General features: G+C 68.1%; 9 protein-coding genes and 6 pseudogenes. 7 read left to right on the top strand and 8 right to left on the bottom strand.

The genetic code is table 11. The annotated features are described in order from the left end of the window. Positions 1-5: 5 nt before the first annotated feature. From FCH28_RS06915 to FCH28_RS39030, 5 genes and pseudogenes are all read right to left on the bottom strand, one after another. Entirely contained in the window at positions 6-833 is an 828-nt protein-coding gene (locus FCH28_RS06915) for an MlaE family ABC transporter permease (protein ID WP_136738791.1), read from the bottom strand. A 3-nt stretch (positions 834-836) separates the two neighbouring features. Then, a complete protein-coding gene (locus FCH28_RS06910; RefSeq protein WP_136738790.1) occupies positions 837-1,607 on the bottom strand; it encodes an MlaE family ABC transporter permease in 771 nt (256 codons plus the stop codon). Beyond that, positions 1,604-2,611 (bottom strand): ABC transporter ATP-binding protein, encoded by a 1,008-nt coding sequence (locus FCH28_RS06905; protein ID WP_136738789.1) that lies wholly within the window; start codon positions 2,609-2,611, stop codon positions 1,604-1,606. The genes FCH28_RS06910 and FCH28_RS06905 overlap by 4 nt, the downstream gene beginning before the upstream one ends. A gap of 113 nt (positions 2,612-2,724) precedes the next feature. Continuing rightward, positions 2,725-3,894, bottom strand: a complete 1,170-nt coding sequence (locus tag FCH28_RS06900; protein WP_136738788.1) for an RNA polymerase sigma factor — start codon at positions 3,892-3,894, stop codon at positions 2,725-2,727. A 303-nt stretch (positions 3,895-4,197) separates the two neighbouring features. Beyond that, positions 4,198-4,467: pseudogene (locus FCH28_RS39030) on the bottom strand (VOC family protein); the annotation flags it as partial. A 137-nt stretch (positions 4,468-4,604) separates the two neighbouring features. Between FCH28_RS39030 and FCH28_RS38480 the strand changes: the two are divergent. After that, a pseudogene (locus FCH28_RS38480) lies at positions 4,605-4,792 on the top strand (IS5/IS1182 family transposase); the annotation flags it as partial. A gap of 42 nt (positions 4,793-4,834) precedes the next feature. Here FCH28_RS38480 and FCH28_RS39025 read toward each other — a convergent pair. Together FCH28_RS39025 and FCH28_RS06880 are read right to left on the bottom strand one after the other, a co-directional pair. Next, a pseudogene (locus tag FCH28_RS39025) lies at positions 4,835-5,245 on the bottom strand (SRPBCC family protein); the annotation flags it as partial. Between the two features lie 71 nt (positions 5,246-5,316). Next, complete coding sequence (locus FCH28_RS06880; RefSeq protein ID WP_136738787.1) at positions 5,317-6,093, bottom strand: SDR family oxidoreductase; 777 nt, start codon at positions 6,091-6,093, stop codon at positions 5,317-5,319. A 281-nt stretch (positions 6,094-6,374) separates the two neighbouring features. On the opposite strand from FCH28_RS06880, the gene FCH28_RS06875 reads away from it, so the two are divergent. Then, positions 6,375-7,007, top strand: a complete 633-nt coding sequence (locus tag FCH28_RS06875) for a TetR/AcrR family transcriptional regulator (RefSeq protein ID WP_136738786.1) — start codon at positions 6,375-6,377, stop codon at positions 7,005-7,007. A 267-nt stretch (positions 7,008-7,274) separates the two neighbouring features. On the opposite strand, the pseudogene FCH28_RS40030 reads toward FCH28_RS06875, so the two are convergent. Next, positions 7,275-7,627 (bottom strand): annotated as a pseudogene (locus FCH28_RS40030) (IS630 family transposase); the annotation flags it as partial. A gap of 70 nt (positions 7,628-7,697) precedes the next feature. Between FCH28_RS40030 and FCH28_RS06865 the strand changes: the two are divergent. The 5 genes and pseudogenes from FCH28_RS06865 to FCH28_RS06845 all read left to right on the top strand — a co-directional run bounded on the left by FCH28_RS06865 (position 7,698) and on the right by FCH28_RS06845 (position 11,779). Continuing rightward, entirely contained in the window at positions 7,698-8,162 is a 465-nt protein-coding gene (locus FCH28_RS06865) for a GNAT family N-acetyltransferase (RefSeq protein ID WP_136738784.1), read from the top strand. A 198-nt stretch (positions 8,163-8,360) separates the two neighbouring features. Further along, a pseudogene (locus FCH28_RS06860) lies at positions 8,361-8,621 on the top strand (GNAT family N-acetyltransferase); the annotation flags it as partial. A 730-nt stretch (positions 8,622-9,351) separates the two neighbouring features. Continuing rightward, a complete protein-coding gene (locus FCH28_RS06855) occupies positions 9,352-9,627 on the top strand; it encodes a hypothetical protein (protein ID WP_425471905.1) in 276 nt (91 codons plus the stop codon). Between the two features lie 584 nt (positions 9,628-10,211). After that, positions 10,212-11,137, top strand: a pseudogene (locus FCH28_RS06850) (LCP family protein); the annotation flags it as partial. Between the two features lie 462 nt (positions 11,138-11,599). Then, the gene (locus tag FCH28_RS06845) at positions 11,600-11,779 is read left to right on the top strand and encodes a hypothetical protein (protein ID WP_136738782.1); all 180 of its coding nucleotides are present in this window, start codon (positions 11,600-11,602) and stop codon (positions 11,777-11,779) included. Positions 11,780-11,830 lie beyond the last annotated feature (51 nt).

Raw genomic sequence — 11,830 nt, 5'->3', positions numbered from 1 at the left:
GTCTGCTACCCCGCGATCCGCACAGTCGTGGTGGCTCCCCAGATCGCCAGGCTGAGGAAGAAGTCCATGATGTTGATGGCGACGATGGAGGTGCGCACCGCCCGGCCCACCGCGACGCCGACGCCCGCCGGGCCGCCCTTCGCGTAGTAGCCGTAGTAGCAGTGGACGAGAATGATCACGACGGCGAAGACGATCACCTTGCCGAAGGACCACAACACGTCGATGGGCGGCAGGTACTGCTGGAAGTAGTGGTCGTACGTGCCTGCCGACTGCCCGTAGTAGCCGGTGGTGATCGTGCGGGCGGCGAAGTACGAGGAGAGCAGCCCGATCACGTACAGCGGGATCACCGCGACGAAACCGGCGATCATCCTCGTGGTGACCAGAAAGGGCAGCGAGGGGACGCCCATCACCTCCAGCGCGTCGACCTCTTCGCTGATCCGCATCGCGCCGAGCTGGGCGGTGAATCCGGCGCCGACCGTCGCGGAGAGGGCGAGCCCCGCGACCAGTGGCGCGATCTCCCGGGTGTTGAAGTAGGCGGAGATGAACGCCACGAAGTTCGACGTGCCGAGCTGGTTGAGCGCGGCGTACCCCTGGAGGCCGACCTCGGTTCCGGTGAAGAAGGTGAGGAACGCGATGACCCCGACGGTGCCGCCGATGACCGCCAGCGCTCCGCGGCCGAAGCTCACCTCGGCCAGCAGGCGCAGGACTTCCTTCTTGTAGCGGCGCAGCGTGCGGGCGGTCCAGCCGAGCGAGCGGCCGTAGAAGGACAGCTGGCCGCCGAGCTCCTCAAGGGAGCGGAGGGGGCCTGAGAGGAATCGTTCCGACAGCGCCATCGACTAACCCCTCTGCGGAACGACTTGGAAGTAGATCGCCGTCATCACGAAGTTGACGACGAACAGCAACATGAAGGTGATGACGACCGACTGGTTCACCGCGTCGCCGACGCCTTTGGGTCCGCCCTTGGCCGTCAGGCCCTTGTACGAGGCGACGATCGCGGCGATGGCGCCGAAGAGCAGCGCCTTCAGCTCGGCCCAGTACAGGTCGGGCAACTGCGCGAGGGTGGTGAAGGAGGCCAGATAGGCGCCGGGGGTCCCGTTCTGCAGGACCACGTTGAAGAAGTAGCCGCCGGCCACGCCGACCACCGAGACCAGTCCGTTGAGCAGCACCGCGACGGCCATCGAGGCCACCACCCGCGGGACGACCAGTCGGTGGATCGGGTCGATCCCGAGCACTTCCATGGCGTCGATCTCCTCGCGGATCTTGCGCGCCCCGAGGTCCGCGCAGATCGCGGAGCCGCCGGCGCCCGCGATGAGCAGCGCGGTCACGATCGGCGACGCCTCGCGCAGCACCGTGAGGACCGAGGCGGCGCCGGAGAACGACTGCGCCCCCAGCTGCCGGGTCAGACTGCCGATCTGGAGCGCGATCACGGCTCCGAAGGGGATGGAGACCAGCGCGGTGGGCAGAATCGTGACGCTCGCGATGAACCAGGACTGCTGGATGAACTCGCGTATCTGGAGCGGCCGTCGCGGAAGGGTCCGCAGGACGTCCAGGAACAGCGCGAACAGGCTGCCGGAATGTTTCAGCGCGTTGGTGGGCGACAGGCTCATATGCCGGTCACCCCCGGGCCGTCCACGCCGACCGCACCCTTCGAGGCAGCGCGCAGGTCACGCAGCCGCTGCATCTTCTCCTCGTACTCGGCGATCTCCTCCCAGCGGGGTGGGCGGACGATGCCCTCGCTGGGCAGCAGGCGGGGGGTGACACCCGCGCCGGACGCGCCCTTGCCGCCCTTGGGGCCGCGGTGGTTGCCGGCATCGAGCTCGGCCAGCTCCTGTTCGACCTGGGCGGCGTCCTTCTCCTCGGCCATGCCGATGGGGCCCTGCATGCGCCCGTTGAGGAATTGGCCGACCACCGGCTCACCACTGGACAGCAGCTCTTCCCTGGGCCCGAACATCACCAGCTCGCGCCGGAACAGCAGCCCGATGTTGTCCGGCACCAGGCGGGCCGAGGCGATGTCGTGCGTGACGATCAGGAACGTCGCGTCGATCTGGGCGTTCAGATCGACGATCAGCTGGTTCAGATAGGCCACCCGCACCGGGTCGAGGCCGGAGTCGGGCTCGTCGAACAGGATGATCTCCGGATCGAGCACCAGGGCCCGCGCAAGACCGGCCCGTTTGCGCATACCCCCGGATATCTCACCGGGCAGCTTCCCCTCGGCTCCGAGCAGGCCGACCATGTCCATCTTTTCGAGCACGATCTGCCGGATCTCGCGCTCGGACTTGCGGGTGTGCTCGCGCAGCGGGAAGGCGATGTTGTCGTAGAGATCCATCGAGCCGAACAGCGCACCGTCCTGGAAGAGGACGCCGAACAGCTTCCGCACCTCGTAGAGGTCGTGCTCGCGGAGCCGGGTGACGTCCTTCCCGTCGATCCATATGGAGCCTCTGTCGGGCTTGAGCAGGCCGACGAGCGTTTTGAGGAAGACGGACTTACCCGTGCCGGACGGGCCGAGCAGGACGGAGATCTCCCCTGCGGGCAGCGTGAGCGACACGTCCTGCCAGATGACCTGGTGTCCGAAGGATTTCGTCAACCCTTCCACACAGATCTCGACACCCATTCGGTCCGCCCTTCAGCCCCGGGAGCAGCTCTGTCATCTGCTCTACGGGGGCGGGCGGCCCGTCCGTCGCTAGGAATCCGAATTTTTTTAACGGGCTGGTAATCGCGCTCTGATCAGGGCTGAACGTCGGTGTGCAAGGAGCCCGTGGGCAGCGGGTCGGCGAGCGGCTCGGTGGCGCTGCCGCCCAGGCCGGCCGACGGGACGACGCTCGAGGGGGAGCCCGAAGCGGAAGGACCGGACAGATCGGACATATTCGAGATCTGCGACCGAGCCGAGTCGGCGGAGGGGGCCGACGGAACGTCACCGGCCGACGAGGCGCCGGGAACGTCCGGGATGCCGGGACGCGACGACACGGACGGGACCGAGGGAACGGTCGGAACCGACGGTATGCGCAGAGCCGGCGGGACGGCGGGCACGGAGGGAACCGCCAGCCCCGGGAGCATCACCGCCTCGGGCAGCATCGCCGGCACTTCCGCGGTCAGATCGATGCCGAGCTCCCCACCCGCACGGCCGGGCGCGGAGGTGGCACCCCAAGACGACGACGGCGCGTCGCTGTCGTACGAGGCCGTGGGCCACTCCTCCGCCTCCTCCGGGGAGACCGGCCCGGGACGGGCTTCGTCCGGCGCGTACGGGTAGTGGGGCGCGGCGAATCCCAGCACGGCCAGCGTCGCCGCCGTGGACACCAGGGTCGCGGCCTGCGCGCCACCACCGCCCGCTCGCTGCCGTCCCTGCGAGACCAGCCACAGGGCAGCCCCGAGCGTCGCGGCGAGCGAGTTGCGCAGCGTCCGCCGCGCCCTCGCCAGCAGCGACTCGACCGTGCGGTAGCTCAGCCCCATCTTCCGGGCGACCTGACCGACGTCCAGGTCCTCCGACTTCAGCCAGAGCGCCTCGGCCTGCCGTGCGGGCAGCTCACCGCTCCGGCTCGCCAGCCACTTGGCCTCCGCGCGGTCGCACACCTCTTCCTCGACGGCCGGGGGCGGGGGGACGGCGAACGTCGACCGACTGCCCACCTGCGCCTCGCGGTTGACCTGCCGGTACCGGTCGGCACACAGCCGCATCGTCACGGTCGTCAGCCACGCCCCGAGCCGCTCCTCGTCGACATGGGGGTTCTCCACCGCGCGCAGCATGGCCTCGTGCACCGCGTCCTCGGCGTCCTCAAGGCTCATGGACCTCCGGCGAGCCACCTTCAGCAACTGCTCGCGATGGCTCCACATCCGCTGCCAGCGCTCCTCGGAACCGCCGTACGACCCACGAGAATGCGCGGGATGATTGTTCGCTGCCATCAGGCCCCTCGCACTGTCGAGATCGATACCCGGCCCCGGAAGCGCCGCCTCCTCCTAGGAGGAGGGCGGTGACATTACCGCCGGGTACCCCCTGGCGGGGAGGGGTAGGACGGACTCAATCCGGGACCGGAGCGGATACGACTGCGGGATCTCCGGGGCGATGCGCAACGATCAGCGTGCGACGCAGCATGATCCGGTGCCCCATCCCGTAGGCCCGGATCAAGCGCCGACCTCATGGCGATCCGGCACCGGCCCTTGGAGAGCCAGCCGGGAAATTATGCCTTTGCTCTGCAATTTCCGCTTTTAATCAGGGCCGTCCATGGGCTTGAGCACCACGAAAACCGCGCCGGCCGGGTCGAGGCAGACAGCCGGCCGCCCGACGCCTCCGCATCCTCGGGACCCATCTGCAGGCTGCCGCCGTTCTCGGTGACACTCCCCCCGGCGGCGTCACAGTCCGCGACCGCGAACACCGGGCCAGTACGGGCGGCCGCCGGCCAGGGCCAGATACTCCGCGGAGAGCTCCATCAGGCCACCCTGCATACGCTCCTGACCGGCGCCGGCGGGAGTGATCAGGCGCGGGCATCGTCGTCCTCGCCCATTCCTTCGGGACAAGGTCGCGCTGCAGCAGGGCCGGAGCCACCGCCCGCAGTGTGGGCAGCGGCGGCTCGGGCGGCCTCGGGTCTCCACCGTGGAAACCCGGCAAGCGCACCCCGGCCGGCGGCCATTCGCGCACCCGGCCGGACCATCTGGGCGGCGACAAGGCCTACTCATCACGCCGCAACCGCCGCTACCCGCGGCGGCGGCAGATCGAGACACGCGCTTCGACAAGAGGGCGTACGTCTTTCACAGCACCGTCACCGTCACCGTCGCAGCCCTTCGCCTCTGGCTTTGCGCATGACACGCCGGACAGGACCGGGGCAGGTAGGGCGAAGCGTTCTTTGAGGGCGTCCAGGCCGGTGGTGTAGATGTTGTCGCCGAAGTGCTTCTCGATCTCGGGGACGTGTTCGTCGGCGGCCTCGTATGTCGCAGCCCAGCGGATCTCGGCGCCCGCCTCGTGCGGGTGCACGGACAGCATGGAGACGTAGTCGGAGACGGGGACGACGGATTCATGAATGGTGTAACGGAACATCCGGCGCGAGTCGTCCTTCTCCAGGAGCTGTTCCCGGATGACCACTTGGCCGTTGACGGAGAACGCCTGTACCGCCCCGGGCGTCTCGGGATCGGCGCCGTCCTCGATCACCGACGGCGGCAGCAGGGGGTGCCAGTCGGCGAGGCCGCCGAACTTGCCGATGATCTGCCAGACGGCATCGGGGTCGGCAGTGACGACGGTGGTACGAGTGAGCGTGTGCACAGACGGGCCTCCGATGATTGCGGATTGCGATGACCGCGGGTTGTCTCTGATCGGCCGTTTCCCTCGACGGCTCACCAAGTGCCGTCGCCGCGCAGTACGGCGTCGGCGCCGCCGTCGATGAAGACGACCTGACCGGTGACCAGTTCGTTCTCGGGAGAGGTGAGCCAGGTCAGGAGGGGAGCGATCTGTGCCGGCTGGGCGTGGCCGTGCAGCGGCATGGGGACGGTCGCGTCGACGATCTTGCGCACATCGGGGCTGGCCAGCATGGGTTCCGTCATGGGGGTGACGACGGTTCCGGGGGCAATGGCGTTGAGGGGGATACCGGCGCCCGCCCAGTCGGCGGTCACGGCGGTGCGGCGTATCCATCGGGCGATGGCGGCCTTGGTCGAGCCGTAGATCGCATAGCCCTCTCCCCGGTAGACCGCTGCCTGGGCGGCGGCCAGCGCCGCTTCCTCGTCACCGGCGAGCGCCGCGTCGGCGATGGCCGTGTCGTGGGGGTGGACTGAGGCGACCGAGGCGATGACCACGGCACGCGGGTCCGTACCGGCGGCGAGCAGAGGGCGCAGCCCTTCCAAGGTGGCGACCGCGCCGAAGTAGTTGACGCTGACGGCGCGCGGTGCGAAACCGGCGAGGCCGGCGCCCGCGATCACGGCGTCGAGCCGCCCACCGCTCAACTCGCTTGCGTGCTGGACCAGATGGGCCCGGCCATCGCGGGTGGCGAGGTCCGCGACGATATCGGCGTCATTGAGGTCGGCGCCGATGACCGTGTGCCCCTGCTCCTTGAGCCGGGTTGCGGTGGCCTTGCCGATACCGGAGGCGGCTCCGGTGATGAGGTAAGTGCGGGACATGGTCGGCTCCTTCGCTGACGCTGTACGTTCACCGGTCACTGATCACCACGCGTCGGCCGTTGGCCGTACGCCGCCGATCGGCAATCGCCGTTCGCCGCGCGGCCCCCACCTGCGCGCGGGCAGGCAGGGATAGCGCGACAGCACGGGCGTAGCAGACGAATCGACCACTGTCCGATCGGCTCCTGATCAGCCGTTGATCAACATACGCTTTTTTGGCATGGCGTGCCAATAATTCTGTCTGTGACAATAAGGCCGAGGTCAAGCACGGCAAGGAGCACACAATGGCGGCAGCGCGGGGCCGTCCGTCCCTGACGGAACATCGGCGCCTTCAGACTCAGCTGGAGATCGCGGAGACCGCGGCGGCCCTGTTCGCCGACCGCGGATATGACACGACGACAGTCGAGGACATCGCCTCGGCCGCGGGCATCTCCCTGCGCACCTTCTACCGCTACTGCCCGGCGAAGGAGGACGCCCTCACCCCCCTCTTCGCCTCCAGCGTCGGCCAACTCGTGGACGTCCTCACGGAACATCCGGTCGAGGAACCGCTCAGCGCCGCCATCGAGGCGTCCTTCGGCACGGCGATGGCCGAGCGGCGCCTGGAGGACGCCGCCCGGGCCCGTCGGCTGGTCCGGATCTTGGGGACCGTCCCCGTCCTGAAGATGCGCTGGCTCGCCGCGGGGCGGGAGATGCAGGAACGGCTCGCGCCCGCGCTGGCGTCCCGCGCGGAGGCCCCCGTCGACAGTCTCGAAGTGCGTCTGCTTACCACCGCGGTGCTGGATGCGTTCACCGTCACCATGGAGCACTGGGCCTGGCAGGACGAGCCCGAAGAACTCGTCGATCTGATACGCCGCGCGCTGGCGTTTCTGCGGCTCGACGAACTCCGGGCGAAGCCCGAGCCATCCGTCGACAAGTAGTCAGCATGCCCACTACGGCCCGGCCGATGGTCAGGGCTGGGCCTGTGACGCTTGGCACGGCACCTCTCCCCCACACCTGAACGCCGCCGGGCCCCGTTGTTGCCGAAACATCCACACCAGACGCCGCGGCCCCTCACCCTGACCCATCGGACAGGCCCTACCCGGATCCCTCATCGGGGGGAATCTGGATTGCTCCGGAGGTCGTTTCACCCATACAGGGAAGCTCGCGCTTGACCTCGCCCGCACCCAGGTCAGGCAGCATGTGAGGCCGGGTTTGTAGCAGGTCAGTGCGGCGATCGACACCCGTGTGCCAGCGGCCGCGGACTCGGACTACCGGGTTGCGGCCTCGCCTGCCCCAGGTCTTGGCGTGCGGCGGCGTCATGGAGAAGCCGGCTTCATCCTCGAAGACGAGCCAGGCTCCACGGGCCGCCGCCTGGCTTCCGCACGCCCTGGATGGTGTAGGTCAGGTGGAAACGTCGGCCGATCACGGTCTTGACACGCTCCAGCGTCCACCGCTGGTACTCCCAACCGTGCGCGGCCGGCCCCCTGGCCAGCTCCTGCTCCAACCGCGCGAACTGCTGCTCGCTCAGCCGCGGTAGCGACGCCGACCCGGGGGTGCCTGGGTTCCCTGCCGGGGCAAGCCAGAAAAACCAGGAGCCGACCGAGATCGGAACACGTAAGACTTTCCCCATGACCACAGACTTCCGCGTGCGCCAGGCCCAAGCCGCTGATGCTCCCGTACTGGCGCAGCTGCGATGGGCATTCAAGCAGGAGGACTACGAAGGCGGTTCTTCGGCTCCGGCCAGGTCCATGACGCAGGCTGAGCAGTGGATCCGGGAGCGGCTTGACGGCGGGCAGTGGCTGGCCTGGGTGGCCGAGACAGGCGCAGAGATCTGCGGGCATGTCTTCCTCCACCTGGTCGAGCGAGTACCGGACCCCTATGAGGACAACACCCCCGTCGGCTACGTGACCAACTTCTACGTGAGCCCCGCGCACCGCAATCTCGGGTTCGGGGCTGCCCTTCTCAAGGCCCTACGGCAGCACGCCCAGGAGCTGGGTGCGGAGGTGCTCATCGTCTGGCCGTCCGAGCGCAGCGTGCCGGTCTACCGACGGGCAGGCTTCCGGCCATCGCCAGATCTACTGGAAGCACGATGAGCTCGGAGACGCCAACGGTGAACGGTCGCGGCGCGGGTGTGTCGGCGTTCCCGTGATAGTGCACTGCATGCACAACGCGCCGCACACCAGAGCACCGGGGCCCCAACCGATGATCGGCCCGCACCCGGCGCAGGATCATCTCCCGGCACCGTCGGCGGACCAACGTCGATGCAGCGAGTTCGAGTTGGAGTGTGAGCGATGCCTGATGGCCTTGCCCTCGAAGGGGTGCTGACCCGGCTGGTCCCGACGAGCGAGGATGACCTGGATCTGCTGGCCGCATGGTTCGCGACCCCGGACTTCGTCGAGCACTGGGGAGGAGCGCCGAAGTCGCGTGAAGAGGTGGCCGAGAAGTACGTGGGGCGGCGCCGGTCCCGTGTGGAGTCCTTCCTCGTACTGGCCCACGGAACACCGGTGGGATACGCGCAGTACTGGCACGCCGGCAGGGCCGAAGGCGGCATCGCACCGCGACGCCCATAGGCGTCCTTGACGGCGGGCACGATGCCGCACGCTGACGACTCTGGTGGTACCGCTCCCCAGCACTCCGGAACCAGGTGGAGGTTGTGTACTTCGAGCTGTAGCGGCCTGTGCACATTCGCGTGTACGCCGTCAGCCGTCAGCCCCTACAACTCCGCGAGTTCAAACTCAGCGACTCCGTCCGTGGTGCCCTCCCGGCGACGAGACGTCCGCAGTGAGGCAGTCGCATCGGGGTGTGACACTTCCGTCCGCTGCGCCGCAGGGGGAAGTGCCGATCATTATCGGTCGTGCGGTGCCTTGATATCTGCGGTCCCCCCGTCTCAAGTTGCCGTGCGCGGCGCGGGCGGTCCCTGACGGGCCGCCCGCGCCATTGGTCCCTCGATTGCGAGGTGGCGGTCGGAGGGCAGTCATGTGAAAAAGCAGTGAAGGGAGTTTCGGATTCTCCCAACGGGCAATGCGCGGGACCGTGAGTTACCCCAATGACGGCATACCGCAAAATCGCCCATACGACTCCAGATCAAACCCTCCCTACCGCGGCGGATCAAACGCGCCGGATGTCGGTGATACGGCCCCGCTGCCGCCTGCTGACGGAGTGCATGCCCCGCGCCCCAGAAATTCGCCCCCTCCCTACAACTCCGCCCCGGCCGGACCGTACGGCGACGTTCCGAACGCGGCATACCACGGCAGAAGGCCTTCGAGCGGCAATCGCGGAGGCATCGACAGGGGCCGAATGGCCTTGATCATTCACAGCATCGCGGATGTCGCCGCGGTATTTCTCGGGCTGTGGATCCTGCTGTATCTGCTCGAAGCAAATCAGGCGAATGTCTTTGTCGACTTCGTGCACGGTGTGGCCGACTGGCTTGCCGGTTGGTCGCAGGACATCTTCATCATGGACACCGAAGGACTGCGTGTCTTCTTCAACTACGCCCTGCCCGCGCTGATTTACCTCGCGATCGGCCACGGCGCAGCAGCCTGGCTTCGCCGCCTCTGACGGGGCTTCCTTCGAGCTCAGGGGGTGCAGGCCGCCAGTGCCCCCTGAGCGCGAACCACCCCCTTCAGCACTCCGCACGCCGGTCTCACCCCGCTGCGGGGCGCAAAGGGCGCGTGCCGATCATTGCCGTCGAGCATGGCACCGTGTCCGTCGGCGATCGATGCGCGGTGCACTGACAATTCCGTCCCGGTACGCATCTCGATGCGCACCCCGGTGCGCACCCCGGTGTGCATTCTGATACGCACGTTCCGCCGCGCGACAAACCCCGCTCTCCCAGTACAGCCCCCCGCTGAGTGCACATTGCACGGAAGTGGCGATACGTGATCCGGTGACGAGCCGGCAGCCCCACGCTCATCCTGCGGCCGCAGGGAGTAACGTGGTGATCAAAGTCGGTACGTGTGATCATTTCGACGTGCCCGAATTATGGCAATCAGCCGCGACTGCCCGTTCATTCGCCCCCTTGCATGTTTGGCAGGACATTGCAGGCGGTTCCCTCGGGTGCTGTGCTCAGGCGTGAAACATTCTTTCTGGAATCCCATCCTCGATTTGCGTCTGAGGGAGCCGGGGAATGCGCACTGCGGGGCATGAATCAGAGGCCCGACGGCAGGTACGCCGACTTTCAGGACCGGCATGAGCGCGGAAATGCCGCGCCTCATCCGAATTTCGCCCGTGTCCTTCCCGGCCAGCGCCACTCAGCGCCGCACCTGCCGGGAGGCGGCGGGCCGTACGAAGCCGGGCCGTCCCCGCGCCGGGGCGGCAAGGTCAAGCGGATTCTGATATCCGTCCTCGTCCTCCTGCTCGTGGTATTGGCCGGCACGTACCTCTGGGCGACTCCAACCTGCGCAAGGAGGTCGACCTCGGCAAGGTCATCGACCGCCCGGCCGAGGGCGAGGGCACCAACTACCTGATCGTCGGCTCGGACAGCCGCAAGGGCATGTCGGCGGCCCGGCGCAAGAGCCTGCACACCGGCGGCAGCGCGGAGGCGGGTCAGCGGACCGACTCGATGATGATCCTGCACGTCGGCTCCAACGGCCCGACGCTGATCTCCCTGCCGCGCGACTCGAACGTGACCATCCCACAGTTCCGCGGTTCCGAGTCCGGCAAGATCAGGCCCGCGATGGGCGCGAACAAGCTCAACGCCTCCTACGCCTTCGACGGTCCGCAGCTGCTGGTCCGCACGGTCGAGTACGACACTGGGCTGCACATCGACCACTACGCCGAGATCGGCTTCACCGGCTTCGCCGACATCGTCGACGCCATGGGCGGCGTCGAGATGAACCTCGACAAGGGCTTCACGGACAAGTGGTCAGGCGCCGACTTCAAGGCCGGCACACAGACCCTCGACGGCGCCCAGGCGCTCGCGTACGTCCGTACCCAGCACGCCTTCGTCGGCAGCGACCTGGACCGCGCCAAGAACCAGCAGAGGTTCCTCTCGACGCTCGCGAGCCAGGTGGCCACGCCTGGCACCCTCCCCAACCCGTTCACGCTCTACCCGGTCATGAGCGCGGGCACCAGCGACAGGTGACCGACACCGATCCAGCCGGTGGGCGGGGGCCGGCGAGGGCGGGGCCACAGAGGTGGGTGGCGCCGCCCTCGCCGGGTGGCGGACCCGCCGGGCACGGGGGGAGCCCTCGGGTCCGCTGAGCCGATGACCAGTCGGCTACTTCTACTGCGCCACCGGTTGATCGTTTGTCACACCCGCACGACCAAGCGTCTGGGAGTGCGCATGTGTCTGCGCACATGGGACGTATCGCTTCGTCGGGTAACGCGACAGCACGCTGCGGCGCAGAACTGCATACGGGCGCGCACAGTCGCCCCGTACGTGATCACGGCCGGGGTGACTCCTGTGGGGGGTGGCCACCCTGGCCGTGCTCGCTTTCCCCGCTGTCGAGGTGCTCCGTACGTCAGATTGCGACTCCCATGAGTCACAGACGCGAATCCCTACCCGCAGATGATCAGTACAGCGGCAGTCGTGCCGGCACCGCCGCAAAGCGGGCGGCCCTGGGGCGTGGCGGACTGGCTCGCCTGGTGGGCGCGGGACATCTTCACCATGGACACCGAAAGGCTGCGCGTCGTCCTCAATTACGGCCTGCCTGCCGCGATCTATCTGCTGGCCGGACACCTGATCGCCGGGCGGGTACGCCGCCTCTGACCCAGCACGGATGCCGGGTCGCGGCGCAGCTCGGTTACCTGCTCGGCGCCC

Origin of the sequence: Streptomyces piniterrae (assembly GCF_005048155.1) — a bacterium.
GTDB lineage: Bacteria > Actinomycetota > Actinomycetes > Streptomycetales > Streptomycetaceae > Streptomyces > Streptomyces piniterrae.
Note: the sequence above shows the minus strand (reverse complement) of the source record. Positions and strands in the feature narration are given on the sequence as shown.

Coding starts and splice junctions, on each gene's coding strand:
- FCH28_RS06880 (WP_136738787.1), bottom strand. CDS start 6,093: ATGTCCCGCACTTACCTCATCACCGGAGCCGCCTCCGGTATCGGCAAG.
- FCH28_RS06905 (WP_136738789.1), bottom strand. CDS start 2,611: ATGGGTGTCGAGATCTGTGTGGAAGGGTTGACGAAATCCTTCGGACAC.
- FCH28_RS06900 (WP_136738788.1), bottom strand. CDS start 3,894: ATGGCAGCGAACAATCATCCCGCGCATTCTCGTGGGTCGTACGGCGGT.
- FCH28_RS06865 (WP_136738784.1), top strand. CDS start 7,698: ATGACCACAGACTTCCGCGTGCGCCAGGCCCAAGCCGCTGATGCTCCC.
- FCH28_RS06875 (WP_136738786.1), top strand. CDS start 6,375: ATGGCGGCAGCGCGGGGCCGTCCGTCCCTGACGGAACATCGGCGCCTT.
- FCH28_RS06910 (WP_136738790.1), bottom strand. CDS start 1,607: ATGAGCCTGTCGCCCACCAACGCGCTGAAACATTCCGGCAGCCTGTTC.
- FCH28_RS06915 (WP_136738791.1), bottom strand. CDS start 833: ATGGCGCTGTCGGAACGATTCCTCTCAGGCCCCCTCCGCTCCCTTGAG.